This is a genomic window from Parvibaculum sp., assembly GCF_030694575.1.
Classification (GTDB): Bacteria; Pseudomonadota; Alphaproteobacteria; order Parvibaculales; family Parvibaculaceae; genus Parvibaculum.
The window spans coordinates 1-21372 of sequence record NZ_JAUYUS010000029.1; the positions used below are offsets into that span (position 1 = coordinate 1).

Sequence of the window (21372 nt, forward strand, 5' to 3'; positions counted from 1 at the left end):
GGGGCACCGTTCGCCGCTTCGAGATCGAGCGCGACATCGGCGGGCACGAAGCGCGGGCTGTCCGGATTCTCGTAACTGCCGAGCGCCGAGCGTTCGACCCGCGTCACCTTCGCCGCGAGTTCCAGCCCGCCGGCATCGCGCACCAGCATCCGCGTCGCCGCCTTCAGCGCGCGGTAGCTCGCGTCGCTGTGGAAGCGCCCGTTCATGCCGCGCTCCCGTCGTCGAAAGGCGTGCCGGCATGAAGCTGACCCGCGTGGAAATCGTCGCGGTTTTTCCGCATGACGCGCGGCCGGTGCGGCGCGATGGTGCCTTCGGTGAAACCGGCATTGTTGTTCTTTGGGTTCTTCTTGGGGTTGCGGGCGTGCGGCGAGCGACGGGATTCGTGAAACAGGCCGGCCAGCGGATCGGGCAGCAGCGCCCGGAAGCGCGACACGAGGCGGGCGAAGAGAGCAGCGGCGAGACCGGCCAAGGCCAGGCGGACAGCACACCGCCCGGCCGAGTGGGGTACCGGCCCCGCCGCGCCAGCACGCGGACCATCGGGACCGGCCGCGGAGAGCGTGGGGTGTTCGAAGACGGGCCAGCCGCTTTGGGCCGAGCCGTTTTCGGGGGAGTCCGTGCAAGCCGCTTCCGCCCAATCGGGCCAGTCTTCCCGCAGCACGAGGTCATGCGAGAGCGTGGCGGGCTTCAGGAACCGCTCGCGCACCGCGTGGTTTTCGACGCCCGGCGTGGACTCGAACAGGAGGCGCGGCGCACGGCGTGCGCCTCCCTTCCCGCCCTCCCCCTGTGGGAGGGTCAAATCGCCGGAGACGATTTGGGGAGGGGTCGCGGCGTCCGCTTCGGCCCGTGCGATCAGCCGTTCCGCCAGCGCGTCGTTTTCCCTCCGCGCGATATCCATCGCCGGGAGGCAGTGCAGCTCGGCTTCCGAGACAAGACCCTTGATCTGGAGGCACCGTTCGGTGACGGAGGTATCCATGCGGACTTGCGCGGGTTTGAGCTTGATGGAATTCAGGAGGGCGTTGGCATCGGTCATCCAGCGCGCGAGAGCGAGCGCGGGGTATTCGCCTTCGATCCCCGGCCGCGAAGCCATCAGATCGTCCAGCAGCTCGACACAGAAGCCGATCGTGCGCGCATCGCGCGACGAGCGGGCGCCGGCGGCCGCCCGCGCCAGCCGGTACCGCTTCGTGTCGTCGAGGGGATAGGCGAGAAGATCGGCCATTCAGGCGGCCTCCTCGAAAGAAACGTGTGCGGAACAAACGGGGAGAGAGCCGATGGCTGACTCGACGCCCTCCCCGCCGCCGTCTACCTTGATGTTGCAAACCAGCAAGGAGACATTCGAATGCCCAACGGTCACAGGATCACGGTCGGCGATTTGCGCGAGCAGCTTTCCAGCTACAGCGCGGAAGCCGAAATCACCTTCGGCTGCACCGAGGCGGCGGTGCCGCTCATCTTCTACCGCGTCAAGAATCGCGGCCCGCGTGACGCAAAGGGCGCCGACCATCTCGTGCAGATCGAGCTCAACGAGCTGCATGAGGGCGACCTCCCGTTTCGGTGAGCGCCGCCGCGCCAAGGCAATCGCGCGAGCCGACCTTGTCCCCCGCCAGCAGAAGCGCGGCTGTGCGCAGCGCGGCGTTCTCGCCGGTGCAGGCATAGCTTTCTTCAGGGAAGCGGTTCTCGCCGCGCCGGTACGCGCGAACGTTCCAGCTGCGCGAGGCAGTTGCGCCCGGCACGGGCGGCAAGATGACGATGCGGGAAATATCGGCGGGGGAAATCTGGTCCATCACGCAGGTTCTCCTTCGTCGGGATTGTCGGAACCGCGCGGGCGCGGCGGCGAAAAGCCGAGCGTTGCCCGCGCCTCGCATTCGTGCCGCCTTTGGACGGCGATCTCCTGCCAGTCCATTCCCTGCCGCGCGGCTTCCTGCAGGGATTTCGCGCGGGCGTCGCGATCGGGGCGGCGGGCGGTGTAATGAGGAAAGCTCCGCGTCATTCAGGCTGCCTCCTCTTTGGAAAAGAAGTCGCCGGGGTGCAGGTCGACGCCCTGCCGCTCCGCATGCGCAAGCAGCTTTTCGGCATCACGTTGAGGAATGACGCCGCCGGTGCCGCCACGTTCCTTGCTGTACATCCAGCGATAGACCCGCGAGATGTGTTTGCCCGTGACCGTCGCGACCGCCTCTGGCCCGCCGAGTTTCGCTATGACGGCTTTCGCCGGATGCAGATGATTCTCGCTCATACCCCGATATTTGCGATTTTCGCGAGTATCGGTCAAGCGAAATTTGCGATCTTCGCGATAGCGGTTTTTGCGCCATTCGCAAGAATGCGCGCATGAACGACCCTGATCGTCAGATACGCCTTTGGCTTCAGGCGGAATTGAAGAAACGCGGACACGGCGCCAAGGTCGCTTTGGCCGCGCACCTGAAGGTGCGCCCCGACGCGATCACGCGAATGCTGAATGCAAGCGGGCGCAAGGAAAGCCGGGACATCCGCGCGCATGAGCTTTTGGCGATGCAGGAGTTTTTTGGCGAGAACGTTCTCGACCTCGCCGCGCCGCCGGCTCCCGTGGTGCCTCTCATTTCATGGGTGAGTGCCGGGCAGATGATGCAGGAGCATTTCGCTGCGGACACACGCGAGATGCTGAGAGCGCCAGAGATTCCGAAAGGCGACTGGATCGCTCTTCAGGTACAGGGCGATTCAATGGATCGCATCTCGCCGCCCGACAGCATCATCTTCGTCAATCGCAAGGACAGGAAGCTCGTCCCGAACGCCTGCTACGTCATCGCCGATGAAGATGGCAACGCAACCTATAAACGCTATCGCCCGGGCCCGACGCGCTTCGAACCGGTGTCGACTAACCCGACCCACGAACCGATCTTCCCCGACAACGAGCCGAAGATCGTCGGCCGCGTCGGCCTCTCAATGATCCGGATGTGAAGGTCGGGTATTTCGTTCGATCGCAAGCACCACGAGAAGCAGGGCCGCGGCAATCAGAATTGCCAACGAAGCAACAATGCCTGCAATCGCCGCCGCCGATCTCGCCGCCGACTCGTAGGTTGCGAATGGGGCTGCATCCTTTTGCGTCAGCTTCACAGTGCTGAAAGCGTTTATACTCTCGATGACATCGTCGCCGCGCTTCTCCGCTTCGACGATGATGTATTCGAGATTCTCGAGAAACTCCCTGCGCTCCTCGATTTTGGGATATTCCGATAGCCATCCGTTGAGCACGTCCATGTTGTCGTCGTCGTTCAACCAGTGATCGACGCGTGGCGGAAGTGCAATGCCAGCGTCCGCGCGCGGCGAGGCCTTGTCGTCAGCGGGGGCGGCTCCCGACTCGATGGCCGCCTGGACCTCCCCGTAGGTAACGCCGGCAGAACCGGCCTGGCCCACCAGTGCAAACCCCGAAACGAGCAGCGCCGCCAGCGCCAGAGCCGCGACGGCGCCGACCACAATTCTTACGCCGAGAAAAATCCCGCGTTCCAGACGATTCGCCACAGTTTCAGCTTTGTCCGTCATCTTTCCCCCCGTCAGTCGCTTTCAGACACTGCGAATTCCGACACATCGGCCCCCGCCTTGTCGACAAAAAACCGCCGCGTGTCGTCATAAGAAGTTCCATCGCGCGAAACGATCCGACGAACCTGGCTTAGGCGGAAAGTGCGGCGGGCTTTCCGCGTCTTGCAATAGGCGTGGAGCATGTAGTCATCCTCGTAGGTGCGCTCGATCCATTCGATGACGACTGGCCGAACGCTCGGGCGACCCTCTCCGTCTACGTAGTCGAGCGTCACGCCGCGCTGAACAGTCGGAAAGGCCCGGCGCGGCGGGTCGCGATCATCCGGAGCCATGTTTACGGGCTCGGCGAGAAAGGCCTTCACCACGCCGCCGATGACCGCCGCGCCAAAAAGCGCGGCCAGCGACCAGAGCAGAAAATCCATCATCGCCACCCCCTTTTGCCCCGTTTGTCACGTTTTCTTATACGCGCTCAGACCCCGGCAAGGCGACAGATACCGATGTTTTCGCGATTATCGCAAGTTTCCGCTTGACCTTAATTTGCGATCATCGCAAATATGTCTCCATCGGCGCACGGCGTGCGCCGTGACCTGCCCCCCCGGCCCGCCCGCCACCTCCTCCCGGCGGGCGGGCCACCCCGGGGCGGAACAGAGACATGGGGAATAACGACACATGGTTTTCAAGGTCGAACACGGCATCGAGATACCGGCGGAGACGCGGCCGAACGCGCGCCTCTATCCGTTCGGCGACATGCAGCCCGGCGACAGCTTCTTCGTGCCGGCGAAAGACGCGGCGGAGCGCATGCGCCGCCGCCAGAGCGTCGCGGCGGCGGCGCGCAAGTTCGCCACCACGTCCGGCGAGCCCGCCTCCATGACATTCCACACCCGCCAGACGCCGGACGGCATCCGCTGCTGGCGCACCGCCTGAAGTTTTGCCGCCACGCGGCGGCAACCCACCGGCGCACGGCGTGCGCCATCAACCGAGGAGACGGCAATGCGTCTAGCTCTTGTTTGGATCGACCTTCCGTTTTTCGGAATGAGTGCAGCTCTGGCAGGCCAGGCTGTGCTGCTGAATGCCGAACGTTCCGAAGGTGGGGTGCGGCATGACGCTGACCACCTTCATCTCCCCGCCGCAGAGCGGGCAGGCGTCGACGGCGCCGCCCTTGGCGCGCGCCTCCAGCGCGGCGACCCGCTTTTCCAGCTCATCGAGCCGCGCCGGCGCCTGTGTCATGCGCTTCCACAGCGGCCATTGCTCAAGCGTACGGAGAATTGTGTCTATGGCTGACATACCCCCACCCCATCAATGCCTCGTCCAGGACAACGGTATCACGAAATGGCGGGCATTCCTTGAGGGCATCCGCGTGACGCCGCTCGAGGCCGGCAAGGTCCTGATCGAAGTGGAGATCGACGGCGTCCGCGCCGCCCGTTTCGAACTGACGCCTGAACAGGCCGCACATCTCTCAAACCTGCTGTCGCCGCGCGGCGGTGAATAACCGGCGCTACGCAAGTGTGCCATCAACCAGGGAACGACACATGGACAAGAAGCAGAAGGCCCGCGTGACGGCGCTGGAGGCGGACCGCGAAAAGGCGGGCCTCTCCTACCGCGCGCTCGGACAGGCCGCCGGCGTCAGCGACAGCCGCATCCGCGAGGCGGTGAAGGATGTCGGCAACATGACGGACGACAACTGGGCGAAATGCGCCGCCGCCCTGCCGGGCGGCAAGCTCGCCGCGCTGCTGGAAAAGGAAGGCATCGAGATTCCTGTGGCGCACTCGGCGCCTGTCCCGGCGGAAGCCGGGATGCGCCACGATGGCGAGGCGGCAGCCGGCATCGTGGCCATTCCCTTCGGCAGGCTCCGCCCGAACCCGGACAATTACCGCAAGAGCTTCGACCCGGAAGACATTGCCGCACTCGCCGAAAGCATCGCGGAGCGCGGCGTGCTGCAGAACCTCGTCGTGCGCGAGGCGGACAGGAAGGGCGTCCACACGATCAATTCCGGCGGGCGTCGCTATGCCGCGCTGATGAGCCTGCGCGAGCAGAACCGTATCGACGACAGCTTCCGCGTCAATTGCCTCGTGCTGCGGCTGAAGGATGCCGAGGCGCGCGCCCTCGCGCTGATCGAGAACCTGCAGCGCCAGGACGTGCCGGTGCTCGAGGAGGCCGAGGGCTTCAAGGCGCTGACGGCGCTCGGCTGGGACACGGAGAAGATCGCCACAGCCTGCCGCATCGCGCAGCGCACGGTGCAGGACAGGCTGCAGCTCATCGAGCGGCTGGCGCCCCTGCCCCGCGAGGCGCTCGCCGGCGGCAAGATTACGCTGGAGCAGGCCCGCGCCATCATGTCGACACCCAACGAGGCCGACCAGAACGATCTGCTGACAGATGCCGTCCAGAGCGAATTCACGGCGACGGAACTCCGAGAAGCGGCGAAGAGAAACAAACCCGAAATCGGCAAGGCCGCATTCGATCTCGCGCAATACAAGGGCGAGTTTATCGGCAGCGGCACGAGCCGCGTTTTTGCCGATGTGAAGGCCTTCATGAAGCTGCAGCACAAAGCGGCGGCGCAGCGCGTGAAGGAACTGGAAGAAAGCGGAGAGCTTGTTGCCGTGACTCTGCTGCCCGCCGGTAAGCAGTTCGAATGGGGAGGATGGCAGAGAACCGAGACGGGCAAGAACGAGCACGCCTTCGTCTATATCGGCAAATGGTCCTGGAAGATTGAGGTTACGCGCGGCGTCTGTCCGCGACCCGAAGCATTGGCGGGCGACGACGACGAAGAGGAGGAGCGCGATCCGGCACAGATCGAACTGGAGCAGGAGATTGCGCGGAAAAGGGAGGAAGCGGAAACCGAGGCGACGCGGCAATGGCTCCGCGACATGCTCGCGGCCGTACCGTCGAATCCGGGCGATTATTTCCGCCGCGAGATCCTGCTCGGCCTCACGGGCAAAAGCGCCCAGTGGCGGCCGGAGCATCTCGATACCTTTCTGCCGGAGAACCTGCCCGCCACGCTGAGGATATTGCGGGAAGCGACGGGCCATCCCTTCATCATGGATGAAATGCCCGACGACGTGCCCCTGGAAGAAGTGCCGTTGGCCGAACATCTCGGCATCATCGGCGAATTCGACGCCGCCTTCCTTGACGACTGGCTCGACCGGCAGGACGACTGGTCGGTGATCCAGCTGTATGTGCAGCTCGAAGCGAGCCGCTGCACCCTCCACCGCCTCAACACCCTCGCCGGCAGCGACATCGCCCTCTCGGAAAAGCTCGGCGTGCCGGTGCCGCCGCATCTCATTCCGGAGCCGGACGAAGACGACGACATCGAGGATGAGGAGGAAGCGGCATGAGCGCCACCCAAGAACGCGAGCGAACCATCGGCATGGACAATCACTCCGCCCGCGCAGGCGCGCTCGCAGCGACCCTCGAAGACGTCACGCGCATCATGGAAAGCGTTCTACGGCACCCGAAAGGCCTGCGCTTCGACATCGACCGCAAGGATCTTCAGGAAGCCGTCGAGCGGAACCGGAAGCTGCTTCGCGAAATCGAAGAAATCGATGCGGCCAGCTTCGCGCGCATTTGTGCGGCCTCGAAAGGCCGGTTGGCATGAGTGCCCTCTTCGGACAGGTCGCCGGGGCGATGCGCGATGCCGAGGCGGACATCACGGAAACGAACCCGTTACGTCGCGCGCGGGATCTGGAGCGGGCAAGGACACAGGCCGCGATCGACACCTGCATGCAGCACGCGGCCAACATCGCCTTCGCCGCCGGCAGCCAGCGGATCGCCGACCTCTTTCTCGCGGAGAAAGGAAGCGGATCGTGAGCACCAGCAACCATATCGACATTTACGGAATCGGAATCCAGATCAGGACGCTTGTCACCACGTGGCAGAATTACAGCCGTCGCACCGGCCGCACGGCGCAGCTTGTCGACGCCGCCCGGGATGGCGACCGCGTCATATGTCACAAGCCGTCGGAGGCAGTGGAACTGGAGCGGAGGTTCCGCCTAGCCGGAAAAACAGTGCAGGTGTGCCTGTGCGACACCGCGGAAAATCCACTCGCGAAATTCGGCACAGCGCGGGGTCGCACCTGGTTCGATCATGGCTGGATCGAAACCTTCTACGGCAACCGGCTCACGGAGGCGGCCCGCGATATCGCCTATCTGGAAGAGGCTATGTCGAAACGGCATCCCGCGATCGAGGCGCGGATGGGGCGGAAGGGCTCGACATTATGACCCGCGCCGAGCAGATCGCCGCGCTCAAGCAGGAACTGATGCGCCATGTCGACAGGCGGATCGCAGAGGTGCTTGGCGAGCGGCTGCCGGTGGCGCTGTTTCTCTTCGATGGTGACGAGGCGCATGCCGTCTGCTCCGGCGAATGGGAGGCGACCCGCGCGGCACTGGCCGACTGGGCCGAGGGCGAGCGCGACCCGACCATGACCTTCCCGCTTCAAGTCAACTGATATGCCGCGCCCCGCCACCCCTGCCTTGCGCAAAATGCCCGACGAGGCCATCCTTCGCCTCGCCCGCGCGCTTGCCCGGCAGGCGGCGCGGGAGGATCACGAGGCGGCGAGCGCCAAGGGAGGCATCGATGAGAAATCGAACACGCGCAGAGATTGACCGTCTTTGCGACACCATGAAAATCGGCCAGTGCCTCGACGTGTTTGGCTCCGATTTGCGGGATGCCTACCCTTTCGGCTGGCCGACGATATATGAGACCGTCGAACAGGCGTTCCTGTCGTCGAAGACAGGGGCGGCGTGGGGCGCTTGGACTGTTAAAAGTCAGTACCCGGACAGAGATGTCTACACGATCAGCCGGAATGAACCGGGCGACAAGCGCGTTTATGCCGATCCCGATCAGATGCATCACTTCGCGCAAATGCCCGATGGCACGCTCCAGCCGATTGATAACCCCGATATCTGTATTAACCCGCGCGCATGACACGCGCCGCCATCTATTCCCGCTTCTCCACCGACCTTCAATCCGAACGCTCGATCGAGGATCAGGTGGCGCTGTGCGAGGCCTATGCGGCGCGCGAGGGGCTTTCCGTCACCGCCCGCTTCGAGGATCGCGCGCGCTCCGGCGGCTCCGTTCTCGGCCGCGACGGACTGATGCGGATGATGGAGGCGGCGAAGGATGGCGGCTTCGAGGTCGTGGTGGTCGAGGCACTGGACCGACTCTCGCGCGACATGGAGGATCTCGCCGGCCTTCACAAGCGCCTCACCTTTGCCGGCATCGAGATCCGCGCCGTCCATGAAGGCCAGGTCAACACCATGCTGGTGGGTTTGCGCGGTCTCATCGGCCAGCTTTACCGCGAGGACAACGCCCACAAGATCAGACGCGGCATGGCGGGCCGCGTGCGCGACGGTCTCTCTGGCGGCGGTAGCGCCTATGGCTATGCGGCCGACCCGGCGGCGAAAGGCAAGCGCGTCATCGTCGAGGAGGAAGCGGCAATCGTCCGCCGCATCTTCGAAAGCTTCACCGGCGGCCAGAGCCCGCGCGCCATAGCGCATGCGCTCAACGCGGAAGGCATCGCGCCGCCGCGCGGCCGCGCCTGGAACGCCTCGACCATCAATGGCAGCGCCACGCGCGGCAACGGCATATTGCGCAATCCGCTCTATGCCGGACGCCTCGTCTGGAATCGGCTCCGCATGGTGAAGGACCCGGAGACGGGCCGCCGCGTCTCGCGGCCGAACCCCGAAAGCGAATGGCAGGTGACGGCCGCACCGGATCTCGCGATCGTCGATGCGGCGCTTTACGACGCGGTGCAGGCCATGAAGGAAGGAAGGGCCGGCGTGGCGCCGCGCCTTCAGCAGCGCCCGAAACGCATCCTCTCCGGGCTGCTGCGCTGCGGCGGCTGCGGCGGCGGCATGAGCACCTACGGCGGCGACAGGACGAAGCGCACAAGGGTAATGTGTTCGCGCCACCGCGAGAGCCGCTCCTGCCCCGCCCCGCGCAGCTTCTATGTCGACACGGTGGAGAAGGCGGTGCTGGGCGGGCTCCGCGCCGAACTCGAAGATCCGGCCGTCATCGCCGAATATGTCCGCGCCTATCACGAGGAGCGCAAGCGCCTCGCCGCCGGCGCCGGCGCACGCCGTGCGTCCTTGGAGAAGAAGGCCGCGGCGCTTGCGCGCGAGATCGACCGTCTGGTCGACGCCATCGCCAAGGGTGCGGGCGACCCGGCCGTGCTCGGTCCCCGCTCCACAGCGCTTTATAAAGAGAAGACGGCGATCGAGGCGGATCTCGCCACCCTCGCCGCGCCCGTCAATGTCGTCGCGCTCCACCCGGTCGTCATGGCCCGCTACCGCGAGCAGCTCGACACGCTCGGCCGGGCGCTGGGCAGGGGACTCGCCGGCGGTGACGGAGACGCGGCGGCCGCGCTGCGCGATCTCGTCGAAAGCGTGACGCTGCACCCCGACCCGGCCCGCGACGGCGGCATCCATATCGAAGTAAAGGGAAGATTGACCGCGCTGCTCGGCCCCGGCGCCTGGCCGAACGGCGTGTCATGCGGCGTGGTGGTAGCGGAGGCCCGTTACGGCCGTTCCGCACACGGCGGGGAACCGCGCTTTTTCCTTCGTTTCAGCGCCTGACAGGCGCGGGCGGGGGCTTGCCCCGTGGCGGATGTTCTCCCTATGATCCGCTCATGTCCGACGACGCCCAGCCCCGCAAACTCCCGATCGCGATCTTCGACGGCAAGGCTGTTCTGCCGCGCGCGGGCGCGATCGCGACTATCGGCGATTGCCTCGACCACGGCCGGGTGCTGCATGTGAGATGCGCCTGCAATCCGCGCATCGTCGAGCTGCGCCCCGAGCGGCTGCTGGCCCTCAAGGACGGACCGTCCGAAGAAACGCGGCTTGCCGATCTCCGCCCCTGGCTGCGCTGCAAGAAATGCGGCCGCTGCGACTGCGTGACCGCGCGTGCCATGACCTTCTGGCGCGGCGACACGATCCCGCGCATCGCCCCGCCGCCGAAACAATACGGGCCCGTCAGCGACCGCGTCCCGGCGGGCGGCATCGACTACAGCTTCGAGCCCGTGCCGGACCCGCATCCCCGGCCGAAGGGCCGCAAGCGGGTATTCAAGGCGTGACGCGCCCGCCCTCGTTTGAGGCGGAAAAAACGGACCCGGCCTCTTGCACCCGGCATTCTCCTGTCCTATCTTGATAGGACAGGGAAGGGCACTAAGCCCGCCCGGCAGCAAGGCAGGGAGCCCGCCATGACAGTCCACAAAGATCTCTATTCCATCCCCGCGACCGGCGACGTTTGTGTCGGCGACGAAATCCTGTTCAGCGAAGCCGTCTTCGGCGGCTCCTTCCGTAAGCCGAAATTCCTCGGCGAACGCGAGATCGCCGCCCGCGTCGTGAAGGATAGCTATGGCGCCGCGAAACAGCAGCACACGTTCACCCTCGAAATCCTCGCCAGCGACGGCTACCAGCCGCTGACCGCGGGCTCGATGACGACACGGAAGGGCCGCAACGTCTATCGCAACGGCACAAGCCGCAAGCCCTGGGCCGATGAGGCCGCGCGGCGCACAGCGCTCGATAAAAAGCACGGCCGCGGCGACGCCGCCCGCGCCGCGCGGCAGGCGCGCAAAGATGAGGCATGGCTATGAACGCGACGGATTTTCAAACAGCCGCGATTGCATTGCTGCGTTCGGCGGTCGGCTGGCAGACCACGATCGCCCATCGTCTCGGTGTGGAGCCGCGCACAGTGCGGCGCTGGATTAAGGCCGACGAGGTGCCGGGTTGGGTCGACGCAAAATTCGACGACTGGACCCGAGCCCGCGATCTCGCGCCTTGGCCGCGCGACGAATGGCTGAATGGCGATGCAATCTCCGCGGACGGACGCCAGCGCGAATATATCGCGCATCTGCAGGAACCGCGCTTTGTCGCCAGAATCGTCGCATGCGACGACGACGGACTGCCAATGCCGGAAGAGGAGCCAGCCGACGTGCTCTCAGGAATCGTCTATTCGGTGGACGCCGAAACACTCCTCTGCGAAATCGAATGGATCGACGAAGTCCGGTCAGGCGAACACGCGAAGTGGCTGGAGGCGGCGGCAGACGCGATCGCCGCGCTCGGCGACAGCTACAAAGAGGCGACGCGCGAAACCTGAAACGAAAAAGTCGCACACTCCGAATTGGCGGGGCGTGAGCGACTGGAGGGGTGACACAAAAAAAGCCCCGCCACCCGTGAGGGCGGCGGGGAAGTGTGCGGGGAAACGCCCGGGAAGGGCAACGGCAGGGAACCCGCCGCTACCGGCCGCCCATGAAAGCGGCCGATTCGGAAATGACCCTATTCCGGATACTCGATCACCTGCATTCCGTTCGCCGCCGCCGCATAGGCGAGGTTGTTGGCGTTCGGATCGTTCGTCCGGTAGAAGTGGAACGCCTCCGCCGCCACGAGCGCGTCCGCTTCCGTCAACACCACGGTTTCACCGTCCATCAACGGCCAGCCGCCCTCCGGCACCGGCATGTTGTCGAGAAGGTTGTCGAACACGACGGCTTCCTCCGAGCTGAGGGAGGGATGCGCCGCCACGAGTTCGACCGGATCGAGGTGCGAACCGCTCGTGTTGAGGTCGCGGCCGAAGGAGTTCGTGCCGATCGGCTGGTTCCAGATGAGGTTGATGATCTCGTTGGTCGCCGCCTTGAGGGCGGGCGTGGTGACCCACGCGACATAAGCATTCGACATTGCGTTTTTCCTTAGCTGACGGTGAGGCCCCACAAAAACCCGAGGCGCTGGGTGATGCCGTTTCGTTCGTCGTCGGTGAGAAGGCGGGGCCAGCAATAGCGGGCGCCGAGGCGGAAGCTTGCCGGGCCGCCCGGGCTCTCCGCGAGGTTCGCAAACAGCCGCGCGCGGGTGCTGGCGGTGTTGCTCGTATTGCCGCCCGAAGGCCCGGACCCGGCCGGGGTCAGTGCGGCGCCATTGTCCCAGCCGCGCAGAAGGCCCGTGGCGAAGTTCACGTCGCGCGACGAGACGTAAATGCCGGTGGCGCGGGCGCCGAGAAAGGTGACGGTCTGGCCGTCCGTATCGAGGCGGCGCTGCAATATGCGCTCCTGCCCCGCGTTGATGCCGAGCGCGATGCGAGTGACATTGCCGTTGGTCGAAAAGCCCCACCTGACCGTGGCGCCTGCCGTGCTGGTCGTCTGGCCGACGAAAATTTCCGTCCAGGCGGCGATGTTTTGGGTGAGGCTCAAGGCGCCGCCGCCGAGATCCATGAAATCGCCGCCGCCATCGGCCTTGATGCAGGGGCGCCCGTTGAGGCCGGTCGGCTCGTAGACCGGCTTGAAGCTGTTGGACGCCTGCGTGGCGTCGCAATTGGCGATGCTGGAAAAGTTCACCAGCCGCTCGACGCGATCGCTTCCGTCGTAAACGGCGCTGCCCGGCATCAGCAGGTCGTAGGCCAGGGCGAGGCCTGCGGTGTCGTAGGGCGAAAGGCCGGGAGGCCCGGCCGGCGCACGCCGTGCGCCGAGCCCCGGAATCAGCCGCGAGGCGACGGCGACCGGCAGCGGCAGGCCTGCACTCACTTCAGCCACCACTTCGTGTCGAGCACGGCGCCGGCACCCGTCACCACGACACGCAGCCAGTGCGCGCGGGTGATGACGAGGGCAGAATGGACGTCGGCAAGGTCGAGCGCCGCGCCGTCACCCAGCGCGACCGGGATCACGGTGCCCGCCGCCGGCGCGAAACCCTCCTCGTTCGGGTTTTCCGTGTGGTCGTTCATGCAGGCTTCGAGCGTGACGGTGCCGCCGTCGAGGCCGCCCGAGCCGAAGATCTGGCGGACGGCATTACCCTCGCGGAAAGGCCCCGCGGGCCACCACGGCCCGGCCGCGCGATCGTCGTCTATATCCGCCGCCGCCAGCGCCACCGCGTTCTCAAGTGCCTTTGCCGTCATGTCGTTTCTCTCCGGTCAAAAAGCGCACGGCGTGCGCGAGGGCTTAAACGTCGAAATCGGAAAGCGGGACGGTTTGCCCCGCCAGCGCGTGCGTGCAGTCGGACAGAAACTGGATATGTCCGTCGCGGACGAAGGAGTGACACACGCTCGGTTCGGGCTTCACCGTTTCACCGCGCATGATCCGCTCGGCCTCATCGTCGGTGAGGGGCCGCGTGCCTCTGACAAGAATTGACGGCGTGAATGTTGGCCGCTCCGGATTGCCGTTGTAGCCCCAGCGCGGGCCCGGCCCGGCGCCGACCCGAACCGCGTGCGCGCCGTCGCAACCGGGACACCAGAACATCAAACGGTCGCCGCCGCGCCGGAGAATGCCCGTCTTCATCATGGTCACCGGCACGTCGCCACGTCGTCGACGAGAGAGTTGAAGCGGAGGCGCAGGCTTTCATGGCTCTTGCGCGCGCCGGCCGCTTCGCCTGCCATCTCCTCGCGCGGTATGCCGCCGCCCTTACTCTCGGCCAGGCGCTCCTCGTGGACGAGGGGCGTCGAGGTCGGGCACGGGATAACCTGAGGCACGGTTGAGCACGCCGCGCAGAGCGGCAGGGTAATCGCAAGCGCGATCGTCTTCCGGAAGGACATTTCTGATTTCCTCTTTGAGGCCCGACGTCTGCCGCTCGAGCGCGGCCAGGTTGCCGGCAAGTGTCTTGCCGCGATCGGCGGCGGCATCGATGCGGCCTGTCAGCGTCTCGATCGCGCCGGTAAGGGCGGCCACCTTGTCCTCGGCCGCGCCCTTGCCGAGCCGCCAGCCATTCGCGGTCCAGCCCGAGCCGAACGCGGCGGTGGCGACGAAGGCAAACGCCGCCGCCAGCGCGAGCATCCGGTACTGCGGCGGAATGATGTCGAGCATGAACTATCCCTTCCTGTCGATATCCCGGATGCCGAGCGTCACCTCCTCGCCCGCCAGCAGCGCGTCGCGGAGGATCGGATAGACGCGGCGATAGGCGGCCTCCGACGAGACCACCTTGTAATGGCCGCGCTCGTCATGGCCCCATTGGGTGCCGAGCAGGATGCAGCCGGAGGTGTCGCGCTCGGTATTGCCGATATGGATCAGCACGCCGGTAAAGCCCGGCACGTCGCGAAGCTCGATCATGCCGGCATGCATCTCGCCGAAGCGTTTCGTGTAGCCCGCATCGAAGCGGCTGGAGCCTTTCGGCTTCAGCGCGAGACGGTAGACGCCCCGATGCGGCGGCGCCTCAGGCGGCACGGGAATGCGCGTCTCGTGCATCACCTTCTCGTCGCGATGCTCGTCCTCGCAGGTCCAGCACAGAAAGCGCCAGGTCTCGCCTTCCCCGGGCGCGCCTTCGATATCGCGGAGATAGAGCTTGCCAAGCGTCGACTGTGCGTCGCTCGCCGTCCTGTCGAGACGCAGATGCATCGGGTTTCTCCGGGTATGTGAAGGACATGGTTTGGGTTGGCGATAGGGGCCGATTCAGGCCTGCCCCTTTTCCCGCTCGCCCTCTTTCGCTGGCAACTCGTTGACGAAACCCAGCGCGCGCAGCCTCAGCAGCGCGAGCTGCAGCACGATCTCGATACCGGCGAAGCCGATCAGATTGGCGATGGCGCTGGCGGTCCAGCCGGAAAGGCCGAAGCTCTCGACCGCGCCATATGCCAGGATCGAGAGCGAAACGCCGGCGATCATCCGCACCTTCCAGGCGAGCCCGAACCAGCGATGCTTTCCCGACAGCACGTCGAGTGAATGCTTGGTCATCGCGCCCGCGAAAACCGCGAAAGCGATCGACGAAACGATGAGCGCGAGCGCGCTCCACAACCATTCGGCTGCGTTCTCGATCCAGTTCATGAGCCCCCCGCCCCCCGCTCAGCCGAATAAATACGCCGCCGCGACCATCATGCCGGCGATGACCGCGTACTCGATCCAGTCGCGCCGGCGCGGCGGCGCCCGCCAGCCCGCCGGATCGACGGCCTTCAACCCGTCTTCCGGGCGCACGGCCTTGACGCGCTCGATTTGTCGCTTCATGCGTCGACCTCCCTGCCCCGCCCCCTGTCCCGGCGCACGCCGTGCGCCTACGCGCCCGGCGCGGCGGGCCAGTCGATCGAAGCCGGGAACCCCTCCTGCTCCGGCACGGCGCGCAGCAGCGTGCGGTAGCCCTGCCACGCAGCGCGCGCCGCTTCGTCCAGCGGCGCATCCGGCAACTGCGTCCAGTCCGATGCGGCGAGCAGGCGGTCGCGCTGCCGGCGCGCTTCCCCGGCCTGTTCTTCGGGCGAAGGCGGCGGCGGGTCGATCGCCACGGGAAGCCCGTTCGCGTCGGCCGCAATCCATTTGCCTTCGGCAAGCGCGGCCAGCAGCGCGGCATGGGTCTCGTCCGAAATCTCGACCGCATCGGGCGGCAGGAGACAATCCGGATTGTCGATTTCGATCGAGGGGTGAACCGCCTCCAGATGGGGCCGCGTCCAGGCCGGGTCGGGAATCGAAATGCGGCGTTGCCCGTGCGTTTCGGAATCGTGAAAGCCGCCCGTCGTGGCGCTGAAAAATTTTGTCATGATCTTATCTTCCCCATGCCAGCCAGAAATAGGTGTTGGTTGCGCCGCTCGAGTTGCGGATCGTCAATCCCGTGGTCGTCGGCGTCTGGGCCGCCGACTGCTCGGCGACGGTGTTCGTCGCGACGATCGGGCCGGCGAGGGCGCCATAAATCGCGGTCGGGAAGGCATCGGCGAAGACGATGTTGGAAACGGCCGACGCGGCGAGCGAGCCCGTCGTGCCCCATTTGAGTTGATAGCCGCCCGGAAAAAGGATGCGGCCGGTGGTACCCAGCGTCTTGATGAAATTCGACGCCACCACGAAGCGCGAGGAATCCGTGCCGGTGACGAATTCGGCATCGGTCAGGATCTCGGCCTTGCCCTTCACGCTCGTCGTCGCGTCCGGCGTGATGACGACGGTGTCGACATATGCCTTCGTCGCGGCGTGAAGCGCATTCGTCGGGTCGGCATGCAGCGTCAGGAAATTCGTCAGCGTGCCGCCGGCGAGGCCGAGCTTCTGCGCCAGCGCATTGGTCATGGTGGTCGCGAAATTTTCATCGTTGCCCAGCGCGGCGGCGAGTTCGTTCAGCGTGTCGAGCGCGGCGGGCGAGGATGCGACCAGATCCGCGATGGCCTCGCCGATCAGCACCGCCACCGCCTGAGCCACCTGCGTCAGGTCTTCCGGGTCCGGATCGAGACCCGCCTCATCGATCAGCGCCATCAGCTCGCGTTGCGGATGCTCGATCGCCGCCGCGGGGGGGATCGAGCCCTGGATGCTGAGTGCGGGATCGGCGTTGATATAAGGCCTGTCCGGATCTTCCGTGTCGCCGTTGATCGGCGGAATATATTGCATGTCTCAAGCCCCTTCGTAGGAAAACAGGATGGTGGTGTGGGCGGGCTGCAGCGCCTCGAAGCGGCATTCGAGATCCTCCGCGCGGGCGATCTTGGCGAGAGGATCGATGCCGAGCTCGGAGAGGCCGCAGCGGAACCAGGTGACGCGCGCGCCCGGCACGGCGACGCGCCAGAGAAAGCGCAGTTCCGGGCCGCCGAGCTGGGTGATGCCGCATTGCGACAGGCCGCAGATGAAGGGCCGGTATTCCTCGATCTCGACCTCGTAGCCGAGCGAGGCCGCGACCGCCTCGAAATAGGCTTTCGACTGGCCGCCCTGCGCGGTGTCCTTCGCGCAGAGCGCGAGCTGGCGCTCCTGCAAGGTCTGGCCCTCGCCGCCGAGACAGGGATCGGGCAGGCCGTAGACGCGCTCCCAGTCGGGCAGCAGGTCGAGCGCGAAGCAGGGAATGCTTTCCGGCAGGAGGCCGCACATGCGCTCATGCGCGCGGGCGAGCGAGGCGACGGTCGCCCGCCAGAACGCGGCGAGAACCGCATCGCGCTCCGCCGGCCAGGCCGGACCCTCGGGCAGCAGGGCCAGTGCCTGGTCGAGATAATCCTCGGGCCCGATGCCGCAATAATCGCTGCCGCTCATGTCATTCTTCTCACTCGAAGGAGAGCGCGCCGGGCACGGCGATCTCGCCCGCCCCATGCGTCACGTCGGCGGCGGGGGCGACGAGTGTGTGGTGACCCTCGCCCGTCGCGACCGATACGGCCTCGCCGATACGCGACAGGCGGATGGTGCCGCCCGGCTCCGCATCGCGGTAAAGCATGTCGGCGAGCTCGGACAAGATCGCCGCGCGCACGGCGGGCGTGTCGGGATGAAGGTCCGCGATCTCGACATCGAGCGGCACGGGCACCGGCGCGACCACGAAGACATCGGCGCCGAGCGGACGGAGCTCGGAGATATGATCGAAGACGATCTGCTGGTCGCCATCGCCCGCCGCATAATCCGACGCATCGGTCCCTTGCGGAATGCCGGCATCGTCCGCCCGCACCTCGTCCATCATGAAGCGGACCGTGACCGTGCCCGGTCCCATCTCGGCGCGGGCGGGCCAGACGCGGGTGACGCCCGGCACCTCGAGCGCCCATTGCCGGTAGTCGCCGAGCGCGCCACCTTGCGGCGGCTCGCGCAGGCGGTCCAGATAGCGGGCGCGCAAGGCGTCGTCGCGCTCGGCCTCGGCGCCGCCGGCGATGCCGCCCGCCGCCACCACGGCATCGGCGTCGACGCCGGAAATCGCGGTGCGGAAGGAAAGCGCGGTGCCGGCATCGAGATTGCCGGCCGCGCCCGCGACGGCAGCCTCGACCGTGCAGGGTGTTGCGCCGGCGCCGAGCACGACACCTTCGGCGACGGCGAGCACGACGCCGCTTTTCGTCTGCAGCTCCGCGCCGGCATCGACGCCGGCGCCTTCCGTGCCGGTCAACAGCACGGTGCCGGACGCCGCGGCGGCGGGCTTCCTGAAGATGCCTTTCGTCGCGGCGCGGCGTTCGAGCCATTCGTCCTCCGCCGTGTCGGGCATCAGGTCGCGCACCACGGCAAGCTGGTATCCGTAGAGCCCATAGACGAGCTCCGCCTGCACGTCGCCGACGACGCGGAGATTCGACACTGGGAGGAGACTGTCGGCGCCGGGCAGCTTCGCGCGGTAATCGTCGCGCGCCTGGGCGCGCAGCTCCGTCAGGTTCGGCACGCGATGCGGCATTGAATACTCCCGTGACTGGAAAATCAGGCGGCCTCGGCAAGCTCCGCCCAGGCCCAGGCATAACGCCGGTCGAAGATCGTCGCGCCTTCGCGGTCGATGACGGAGACGAGCAGCGCAAGCCTGTCGCCGCCATCGCCCGCGCCCTGCCATTCGGCCGTCACGTGAACGGCGGCGGCGATGTTGTCGGCGACAAGCCAGCGCAGCGCCTCGCGCGCATAATCGGCGGCGCGCGTCCTTGTGCGCTCGCTGCGCGTTTCCCGCGCGAGCAGCCAGAGGCGCGAGCCGATCTCGCGCTGGCCGTGCAGGGCTTCGCCGTCGAGATTGCCCCACCAGCCCTTGCGGTCGGCGGCGGCGGCGCGGGCCGGGCGTCCGTCCGGCAGGATGTCGTCTTCCCTTGCGCGAGCCCAGGTGAAGAGCGAAAGCAGCACGGCGGTTTCGAGATCGCCGCCGCTTGCAAGCGCGCCCGCAACAACCTCCCAGTCGACGCTTCCCTTGTCTGCGTTCCAGCGCGCACGGATATCGCCCATTTATTCCCCGCTCATTCCGGACTTCGGCCGGACTTCGGCCGGACTTCGCCCGTGCCCACGCTCGATCGCTCGCTTGGTTACATTTCCGAATTCGGCACGGCGGTCGGGCCGCCATTGTCGTTTTCGGCATGGGTATGCGCGTTGAAGGTGCCGCGCATCGCCGACATGGTGCGGCCTTCCGGCAGGTCGCAGAGATCCCTGATCTCGCCGGTCACTTCCAGCAGCGGCGTCTCCATCCGCACCCTGTCCGCCGCGACAACGCGGACGAGCGGCGCCGTCGCGAGGATCTCGGTCGGGCTTTCCACCGCGATGCCGTCGCGCGTCAGATGGACCTTCTGGCCGAGATCGTCGTAAAGCGCGACCTCGCCCTTCCGGAGGCCCTTCAGCCTGTAGACCCGGTCGCCGACCGCGACGACGATGCCGTGGCTGCGGTCGCCGCCGAGAAAGGCCGCCAGCACTTCGAGCCCGTCCGGCGCATTTGCCGTCAAGCCGTAGGTCTGGAAATTTTCCAGCGGGCGGCTTTCATCCGCCAGCAGGTCGACCGAAACCACCTGCAGCTTTTTCGCATCGTCGACGGCTGTGAGGATGCCGCGCGCCAGCATCAGCGCGAGCCGGTTCCACATGGTGCGCGCGACGGACATCAGACGACCTCGTTCCAGCCGCTCGCGCCCGCGGCGCCGGACGATGCGACCGATGGCGGCACCGGCTCCGGCGTCAGCGCATCGGGCGGCGTCAGCGTCATTTCGGTTTCCGAGCCCTCGCCGTCCTTCTTCCAGACCGCGCTCACGATCAGCAGGTCGCGTTCGATGCGCAGCCAGGGCGAGGAAACCGCCGAGACCTTGCCGGGCATCCAGATCGCGCCGTTGCCGTCCCTGAAGTCCTGTGCCGCGATCGTCGCCTGGACGCCGTCGGCGGCGGCGAAACGCTGCGCCCATTGCGCGCGGAGCTTCATGTCGGCGGGGCCGGCCTGCTCCTCCGCGATTTCGAGCTGCGGGCGGTAGCGTTTCACCGCCGCATCCTTCACCGAGGCGGCAGGCCCAGCCGCCTGCGCCCCGCCGAGATGATCGCCGCCTGCCTGCTGGCCCCGGACGATGTACTCGGAGTAGCGGGCGGCATGGGAGAGGCGGGCGCTGGCGCGGTGGATGTTGACGCCCTGGACGAGCGGCCCCGCGCGGCCAGCGCTTCCCGCGCCAGCGCGGGTAAGGACGAGATTTCCAGCCGCGTCGTCGCATGCCAGAAGCGCGCGCAGGCGGCACAGTCTTTCGATGAGCGCAAAACAGGTCTCTCCCGGGTTCACCTGCACGTCGGGGAAGGCGGCGCCGGTATCCGCCTCGACCACGACATCGATTCCGAAAGGCGCCGCCAGCGCGCGGGCGATGGCCTCCAGCGTATAGCCCCGGAACTGCCCGCCCTTGACGATCGCCGCGCAATCGACGAGGTCGGCGGTCCGCGAGCGGCCGACCAGCTGCAGCGCGTGCTCCTCCGGGCCGTAACCCGGCATCACGTCGTCGACATAGCCGGTCAGCAGCAGCTCGCCCGCCAGTTCCACCGTGCAGGCCGCGCCTTCGGCGACCGGCCAGTAGCTCTCCTGGCCGGGCCAGCGCTCCGATTGCGTCAGCTCGAAGGTCGAGGCGCCCTGCCGCAGGGAGCGCTCAACGCGGAAGCCGGTCCAGCCGGCAAAAATCTGCCCGTCGACGCGAAGAACCGCGCCGGTATCCTGGTCCGCGCCCTCGCCCGCCATGTCAGGCGCTCAATGCCTGGCCCGAAACGGGCATGAAGAGCGGGTGCCGCGCCTTGTTGCGGCTTTCGAGCTCGCCGGCCCGCGCGGCGTCGCCGTAAAGCCGGTGCGCCAGCACCACGGAAGGCAGCGCGCGGCCGGTTTCATAGGGAACGATGCGGGCGAGCGTGCCGCCCCGCGCCGTGATGTCGGCGGAGACGGCGGTGGAGAGCGCCTTCAGCGCGCGCCATGTCTCATGTTCGCCCCGATCGGCGGCGATCGTGCCGGCATCGGCAATGGCGGCGGTGAGCCGCGTGCGGAGTGCCACGGCGTCGTCATAGCTGGCGAAGACGACGGCGCTTGCCGCGCGGGCCGAGGCGGCAAGCGATGCGCGCGCGATCATCGCGTCGAGCGCCGCCGCATTGCCCGCCAGCACGGCGCGGGACGGCGTCGTCGATGGCGGCAGGATGTCGGCCGCAGCGAAAAGCCGCACCTCCTCCAGCGCCGCGAGCGCGGTTTCCGGCGCGGCCGACGCACGGCGTGCGCCGTCGAGCATGGAAAGGACGGCGCCTGCGCCGCCGCCGGAAAAGCCGAGCGGGTCCGCCGCCACGCGGGCGAGAAGCGCCGCAAGCGAGGCCCGCAGGCC

At 66.8% G+C, this 21372-nt stretch carries 37 protein-coding genes and 1 pseudogene; 14 read left to right on the forward strand and 24 right to left on the reverse strand.

Annotation, left to right across the window (positions count from 1 at the left end; all coding sequences use genetic code 11):
* Positions 1-206, reverse strand: a pseudogene (locus Q8S60_RS05430) (hypothetical protein); the annotation flags it as partial.
* Positions 203-1216, reverse strand: a complete 1014-nt coding sequence (locus tag Q8S60_RS05435) for a hypothetical protein (RefSeq protein WP_305278640.1) — start codon at positions 1214-1216, stop codon at positions 203-205. The gene Q8S60_RS05435 and the pseudogene Q8S60_RS05430, both read right to left, overlap by 4 nt.
* Positions 1217-1336: 120 nt before the next feature.
* On the opposite strand from Q8S60_RS05435, the gene Q8S60_RS05440 reads away from it, so the two are divergent.
* Positions 1337-1552 carry a hypothetical protein gene (locus Q8S60_RS05440; RefSeq protein WP_305668405.1) on the forward strand — a complete coding sequence of 72 codons (216 nt, stop codon included), beginning with the start codon at positions 1337-1339 and terminating at the stop codon, positions 1550-1552.
* Here the strand turns inward: Q8S60_RS05440 and Q8S60_RS05445 are convergent.
* From Q8S60_RS05445 to Q8S60_RS05455, 3 genes are read right to left on the reverse strand one after another with little or no spacing between them, the layout of a single operon-like run.
* Positions 1515-1778, reverse strand: a complete 264-nt coding sequence (locus tag Q8S60_RS05445) for a hypothetical protein (protein WP_305668406.1) — start codon at positions 1776-1778, stop codon at positions 1515-1517. The genes Q8S60_RS05440 and Q8S60_RS05445 overlap by 38 nt on opposite strands.
* Entirely contained in the window at positions 1778-1984 is a 207-nt protein-coding gene (locus Q8S60_RS05450) for a hypothetical protein (protein ID WP_305668407.1), read from the reverse strand. Before Q8S60_RS05450 ends, Q8S60_RS05445 begins: the two co-directional genes overlap by 1 nt.
* Positions 1985-2227, reverse strand: coding sequence for a hypothetical protein (locus Q8S60_RS05455; protein ID WP_305668408.1), 243 nt, complete (start codon positions 2225-2227; stop codon positions 1985-1987).
* Positions 2228-2319: 92 nt separating this feature from the next.
* Here Q8S60_RS05455 and Q8S60_RS05460 point away from each other — a divergent pair, with 92 nt between their 5' ends.
* Positions 2320-2925: a LexA family transcriptional regulator gene (locus Q8S60_RS05460; RefSeq protein WP_305668409.1), complete on the forward strand. Its 606-nt coding sequence runs from the start codon at positions 2320-2322 to the stop codon at positions 2923-2925.
* Here the strand turns inward: Q8S60_RS05460 and Q8S60_RS05465 are convergent.
* Positions 2908-3504: a hypothetical protein gene (locus Q8S60_RS05465; RefSeq protein ID WP_305668410.1), complete on the reverse strand. Its 597-nt coding sequence runs from the start codon at positions 3502-3504 to the stop codon at positions 2908-2910. The two genes, Q8S60_RS05460 and Q8S60_RS05465, sit on opposite strands and share 18 nt — an antisense overlap.
* Before the next feature lie 11 nt (positions 3505-3515).
* Positions 3516-3923 (reverse strand): hypothetical protein, encoded by a 408-nt coding sequence (locus Q8S60_RS05470; RefSeq protein ID WP_305668411.1) that lies wholly within the window; start codon positions 3921-3923, stop codon positions 3516-3518.
* Positions 3924-4167: 244 nt separating this feature from the next.
* On the opposite strand from Q8S60_RS05470, the gene Q8S60_RS05475 reads away from it, so the two are divergent.
* Complete coding sequence (locus Q8S60_RS05475) at positions 4168-4422, forward strand: hypothetical protein (protein WP_305668412.1); 255 nt, start codon at positions 4168-4170, stop codon at positions 4420-4422.
* Positions 4423-4494: 72 nt separating this feature from the next.
* On the opposite strand, the gene Q8S60_RS05480 is transcribed toward Q8S60_RS05475, so the two are convergent.
* Positions 4495-4782 carry a hypothetical protein gene (locus tag Q8S60_RS05480; RefSeq protein WP_305668413.1) on the reverse strand — a complete coding sequence of 96 codons (288 nt, stop codon included), beginning with the start codon at positions 4780-4782 and terminating at the stop codon, positions 4495-4497.
* Here Q8S60_RS05480 and Q8S60_RS05485 point away from each other — a divergent pair.
* From Q8S60_RS05485 to Q8S60_RS05535, 11 genes are all read left to right on the forward strand, one after another.
* Positions 4772-4987, forward strand: coding sequence for a hypothetical protein (locus tag Q8S60_RS05485; RefSeq protein ID WP_305668414.1), 216 nt, complete (start codon positions 4772-4774; stop codon positions 4985-4987). The two genes, Q8S60_RS05480 and Q8S60_RS05485, sit on opposite strands and share 11 nt — an antisense overlap.
* Before the next feature lie 40 nt (positions 4988-5027).
* Entirely contained in the window at positions 5028-6830 is a 1803-nt protein-coding gene (locus Q8S60_RS05490; protein ID WP_305668415.1) for a ParB/RepB/Spo0J family partition protein, read from the forward strand.
* The gene (locus Q8S60_RS05495; RefSeq protein WP_305278630.1) at positions 6827-7090 is read left to right on the forward strand and encodes a hypothetical protein; all 264 of its coding nucleotides are present in this window, start codon (positions 6827-6829) and stop codon (positions 7088-7090) included. Before Q8S60_RS05490 ends, Q8S60_RS05495 begins: the two co-directional genes overlap by 4 nt.
* The gene (locus Q8S60_RS05500; protein ID WP_305278629.1) at positions 7087-7302 is read left to right on the forward strand and encodes a hypothetical protein; all 216 of its coding nucleotides are present in this window, start codon (positions 7087-7089) and stop codon (positions 7300-7302) included. Before Q8S60_RS05495 ends, Q8S60_RS05500 begins: the two co-directional genes overlap by 4 nt.
* The gene (locus Q8S60_RS05505; protein ID WP_305278628.1) at positions 7299-7712 is read left to right on the forward strand and encodes a hypothetical protein; all 414 of its coding nucleotides are present in this window, start codon (positions 7299-7301) and stop codon (positions 7710-7712) included. The genes Q8S60_RS05500 and Q8S60_RS05505 overlap by 4 nt, the downstream gene beginning before the upstream one ends.
* Complete coding sequence (locus Q8S60_RS05510) at positions 7709-7939, forward strand: hypothetical protein (protein WP_305278627.1); 231 nt, start codon at positions 7709-7711, stop codon at positions 7937-7939. The genes Q8S60_RS05505 and Q8S60_RS05510 overlap by 4 nt, the downstream gene beginning before the upstream one ends.
* 128 nt (positions 7940-8067) lie before the next feature.
* Positions 8068-8418, forward strand: a complete 351-nt coding sequence (locus Q8S60_RS05515; RefSeq protein WP_305278626.1) for a hypothetical protein — start codon at positions 8068-8070, stop codon at positions 8416-8418.
* Positions 8415-10067 (forward strand): recombinase family protein, encoded by a 1653-nt coding sequence (locus Q8S60_RS05520; protein WP_305668416.1) that lies wholly within the window; start codon positions 8415-8417, stop codon positions 10065-10067. Before Q8S60_RS05515 ends, Q8S60_RS05520 begins: the two co-directional genes overlap by 4 nt.
* 53 nt (positions 10068-10120) lie before the next feature.
* Positions 10121-10564 (forward strand): hypothetical protein, encoded by a 444-nt coding sequence (locus tag Q8S60_RS05525; RefSeq protein WP_305278694.1) that lies wholly within the window; start codon positions 10121-10123, stop codon positions 10562-10564.
* A gap of 126 nt (positions 10565-10690) precedes the next feature.
* Positions 10691-11086, forward strand: coding sequence for a hypothetical protein (locus Q8S60_RS05530; protein WP_305278692.1), 396 nt, complete (start codon positions 10691-10693; stop codon positions 11084-11086).
* A complete protein-coding gene (locus tag Q8S60_RS05535) occupies positions 11077-11589 on the forward strand; it encodes a hypothetical protein (RefSeq protein ID WP_305278691.1) in 513 nt (170 codons plus the stop codon). The genes Q8S60_RS05530 and Q8S60_RS05535 overlap by 10 nt, the downstream gene beginning before the upstream one ends.
* A gap of 179 nt (positions 11590-11768) precedes the next feature.
* Here the strand turns inward: Q8S60_RS05535 and Q8S60_RS05540 are convergent, their stop codons facing one another.
* The 16 genes from Q8S60_RS05540 to Q8S60_RS05615 all read right to left on the reverse strand — a co-directional run.
* Entirely contained in the window at positions 11769-12164 is a 396-nt protein-coding gene (locus Q8S60_RS05540; RefSeq protein ID WP_305278690.1) for a hypothetical protein, read from the reverse strand.
* A gap of 11 nt (positions 12165-12175) precedes the next feature.
* A complete protein-coding gene (locus Q8S60_RS05545; RefSeq protein WP_305668417.1) occupies positions 12176-13009 on the reverse strand; it encodes a hypothetical protein in 834 nt (277 codons plus the stop codon).
* The gene (locus Q8S60_RS05550) at positions 12997-13368 is read right to left on the reverse strand and encodes a hypothetical protein (RefSeq protein WP_305278688.1); all 372 of its coding nucleotides are present in this window, start codon (positions 13366-13368) and stop codon (positions 12997-12999) included. Before Q8S60_RS05550 ends, Q8S60_RS05545 begins: the two co-directional genes overlap by 13 nt.
* Positions 13369-13411: 43 nt before the next feature.
* Positions 13412-13747, reverse strand: a complete 336-nt coding sequence (locus Q8S60_RS05555; RefSeq protein ID WP_371134334.1) for a DUF6527 family protein — start codon at positions 13745-13747, stop codon at positions 13412-13414.
* Between the two features lie 123 nt (positions 13748-13870).
* Complete coding sequence (locus Q8S60_RS05560; RefSeq protein WP_305668418.1) at positions 13871-14269, reverse strand: hypothetical protein; 399 nt, start codon at positions 14267-14269, stop codon at positions 13871-13873.
* 3 nt (positions 14270-14272) lie between these two features.
* Complete coding sequence (locus tag Q8S60_RS05565; protein ID WP_305668419.1) at positions 14273-14797, reverse strand: DUF5675 family protein; 525 nt, start codon at positions 14795-14797, stop codon at positions 14273-14275.
* Between the two features lie 54 nt (positions 14798-14851).
* Entirely contained in the window at positions 14852-15220 is a 369-nt protein-coding gene (locus Q8S60_RS05570; protein WP_305278683.1) for a hypothetical protein, read from the reverse strand.
* An 18-nt stretch (positions 15221-15238) separates the two neighbouring features.
* The gene (locus Q8S60_RS05575; RefSeq protein WP_305278682.1) at positions 15239-15397 is read right to left on the reverse strand and encodes a hypothetical protein; all 159 of its coding nucleotides are present in this window, start codon (positions 15395-15397) and stop codon (positions 15239-15241) included.
* Between the two features lie 47 nt (positions 15398-15444).
* Positions 15445-15921, reverse strand: a complete 477-nt coding sequence (locus Q8S60_RS05580) for a tail fiber assembly protein (protein ID WP_305278681.1) — start codon at positions 15919-15921, stop codon at positions 15445-15447.
* 4 nt (positions 15922-15925) lie between these two features.
* Positions 15926-16750 carry a hypothetical protein gene (locus Q8S60_RS05585; RefSeq protein ID WP_305278680.1) on the reverse strand — a complete coding sequence of 275 codons (825 nt, stop codon included), beginning with the start codon at positions 16748-16750 and terminating at the stop codon, positions 15926-15928.
* Between the two features lie 3 nt (positions 16751-16753).
* Positions 16754-17377 (reverse strand): YmfQ family protein, encoded by a 624-nt coding sequence (locus Q8S60_RS05590; RefSeq protein WP_305278679.1) that lies wholly within the window; start codon positions 17375-17377, stop codon positions 16754-16756.
* Positions 17378-17387: 10 nt separating this feature from the next.
* The gene (locus Q8S60_RS05595; RefSeq protein WP_305278678.1) at positions 17388-18482 is read right to left on the reverse strand and encodes a baseplate J/gp47 family protein; all 1095 of its coding nucleotides are present in this window, start codon (positions 18480-18482) and stop codon (positions 17388-17390) included.
* 23 nt (positions 18483-18505) lie between these two features.
* A complete protein-coding gene (locus Q8S60_RS05600; RefSeq protein ID WP_305278677.1) occupies positions 18506-19009 on the reverse strand; it encodes a phage GP46 family protein in 504 nt (167 codons plus the stop codon).
* A gap of 77 nt (positions 19010-19086) precedes the next feature.
* Complete coding sequence (locus Q8S60_RS05605; RefSeq protein ID WP_305278676.1) at positions 19087-19650, reverse strand: phage baseplate assembly protein V; 564 nt, start codon at positions 19648-19650, stop codon at positions 19087-19089.
* Positions 19650-20750 carry a phage baseplate assembly protein gene (locus Q8S60_RS05610; RefSeq protein ID WP_305278675.1) on the reverse strand — a complete coding sequence of 367 codons (1101 nt, stop codon included), beginning with the start codon at positions 20748-20750 and terminating at the stop codon, positions 19650-19652. Before Q8S60_RS05610 ends, Q8S60_RS05605 begins: the two co-directional genes overlap by 1 nt.
* A gap of 1 nt (position 20751) precedes the next feature.
* A partial coding sequence (locus Q8S60_RS05615) for a hypothetical protein (protein ID WP_305668420.1) occupies positions 20752-21372 on the reverse strand: 621 nt, incomplete at its 5' end.

Coding starts and splice junctions, on each gene's coding strand:
- Q8S60_RS05460 (WP_305668409.1), top strand. CDS start 2,320: ATGAACGACCCTGATCGTCAGATACGCCTTTGGCTTCAGGCGGAATTG.
- Q8S60_RS05470 (WP_305668411.1), bottom strand. CDS start 3,923: ATGATGGATTTTCTGCTCTGGTCGCTGGCCGCGCTTTTTGGCGCGGCG.
- Q8S60_RS05445 (WP_305668406.1), bottom strand. CDS start 1,778: ATGGACCAGATTTCCCCCGCCGATATTTCCCGCATCGTCATCTTGCCG.
- Q8S60_RS05565 (WP_305668419.1), bottom strand. CDS start 14,797: ATGCATCTGCGTCTCGACAGGACGGCGAGCGACGCACAGTCGACGCTT.
- Q8S60_RS05605 (WP_305278676.1), bottom strand. CDS start 19,650: ATGTCCGTCGCGCGCACCATGTGGAACCGGCTCGCGCTGATGCTGGCG.
- Q8S60_RS05475 (WP_305668412.1), top strand. CDS start 4,168: ATGGTTTTCAAGGTCGAACACGGCATCGAGATACCGGCGGAGACGCGG.
- Q8S60_RS05520 (WP_305668416.1), top strand. CDS start 8,415: ATGACACGCGCCGCCATCTATTCCCGCTTCTCCACCGACCTTCAATCC.
- Q8S60_RS05490 (WP_305668415.1), top strand. CDS start 5,028: ATGGACAAGAAGCAGAAGGCCCGCGTGACGGCGCTGGAGGCGGACCGC.
- Q8S60_RS05570 (WP_305278683.1), bottom strand. CDS start 15,220: ATGAACTGGATCGAGAACGCAGCCGAATGGTTGTGGAGCGCGCTCGCG.
- Q8S60_RS05440 (WP_305668405.1), top strand. CDS start 1,337: ATGCCCAACGGTCACAGGATCACGGTCGGCGATTTGCGCGAGCAGCTT.
- Q8S60_RS05525 (WP_305278694.1), top strand. CDS start 10,121: ATGTCCGACGACGCCCAGCCCCGCAAACTCCCGATCGCGATCTTCGAC.
- Q8S60_RS05555 (WP_371134334.1), bottom strand. CDS start 13,747: ATGAAGACGGGCATTCTCCGGCGCGGCGGCGACCGTTTGATGTTCTGG.
- Q8S60_RS05590 (WP_305278679.1), bottom strand. CDS start 17,377: ATGAGCGGCAGCGATTATTGCGGCATCGGGCCCGAGGATTATCTCGAC.
- Q8S60_RS05535 (WP_305278691.1), top strand. CDS start 11,077: ATGGCTATGAACGCGACGGATTTTCAAACAGCCGCGATTGCATTGCTG.
- Q8S60_RS05485 (WP_305668414.1), top strand. CDS start 4,772: ATGGCTGACATACCCCCACCCCATCAATGCCTCGTCCAGGACAACGGT.
- Q8S60_RS05575 (WP_305278682.1), bottom strand. CDS start 15,397: ATGAAGCGACAAATCGAGCGCGTCAAGGCCGTGCGCCCGGAAGACGGG.
- Q8S60_RS05580 (WP_305278681.1), bottom strand. CDS start 15,921: ATGACAAAATTTTTCAGCGCCACGACGGGCGGCTTTCACGATTCCGAA.
- Q8S60_RS05480 (WP_305668413.1), bottom strand. CDS start 4,782: ATGTCAGCCATAGACACAATTCTCCGTACGCTTGAGCAATGGCCGCTG.
- Q8S60_RS05600 (WP_305278677.1), bottom strand. CDS start 19,009: ATGGGCGATATCCGTGCGCGCTGGAACGCAGACAAGGGAAGCGTCGAC.
- Q8S60_RS05585 (WP_305278680.1), bottom strand. CDS start 16,750: ATGCAATATATTCCGCCGATCAACGGCGACACGGAAGATCCGGACAGG.
- Q8S60_RS05540 (WP_305278690.1), bottom strand. CDS start 12,164: ATGTCGAATGCTTATGTCGCGTGGGTCACCACGCCCGCCCTCAAGGCG.
- Q8S60_RS05435 (WP_305278640.1), bottom strand. CDS start 1,216: ATGGCCGATCTTCTCGCCTATCCCCTCGACGACACGAAGCGGTACCGG.
- Q8S60_RS05510 (WP_305278627.1), top strand. CDS start 7,709: ATGACCCGCGCCGAGCAGATCGCCGCGCTCAAGCAGGAACTGATGCGC.
- Q8S60_RS05550 (WP_305278688.1), bottom strand. CDS start 13,368: ATGACGGCAAAGGCACTTGAGAACGCGGTGGCGCTGGCGGCGGCGGAT.
- Q8S60_RS05560 (WP_305668418.1), bottom strand. CDS start 14,269: ATGCTCGACATCATTCCGCCGCAGTACCGGATGCTCGCGCTGGCGGCG.
- Q8S60_RS05465 (WP_305668410.1), bottom strand. CDS start 3,504: ATGACGGACAAAGCTGAAACTGTGGCGAATCGTCTGGAACGCGGGATT.
- Q8S60_RS05450 (WP_305668407.1), bottom strand. CDS start 1,984: ATGACGCGGAGCTTTCCTCATTACACCGCCCGCCGCCCCGATCGCGAC.
- Q8S60_RS05500 (WP_305278629.1), top strand. CDS start 7,087: ATGAGTGCCCTCTTCGGACAGGTCGCCGGGGCGATGCGCGATGCCGAG.
- Q8S60_RS05595 (WP_305278678.1), bottom strand. CDS start 18,482: ATGCCGCATCGCGTGCCGAACCTGACGGAGCTGCGCGCCCAGGCGCGC.
- Q8S60_RS05530 (WP_305278692.1), top strand. CDS start 10,691: ATGACAGTCCACAAAGATCTCTATTCCATCCCCGCGACCGGCGACGTT.
- Q8S60_RS05610 (WP_305278675.1), bottom strand. CDS start 20,750: ATGGCGGGCGAGGGCGCGGACCAGGATACCGGCGCGGTTCTTCGCGTC.
- Q8S60_RS05495 (WP_305278630.1), top strand. CDS start 6,827: ATGAGCGCCACCCAAGAACGCGAGCGAACCATCGGCATGGACAATCAC.
- Q8S60_RS05455 (WP_305668408.1), bottom strand. CDS start 2,227: ATGAGCGAGAATCATCTGCATCCGGCGAAAGCCGTCATAGCGAAACTC.
- Q8S60_RS05515 (WP_305278626.1), top strand. CDS start 8,068: ATGAGAAATCGAACACGCGCAGAGATTGACCGTCTTTGCGACACCATG.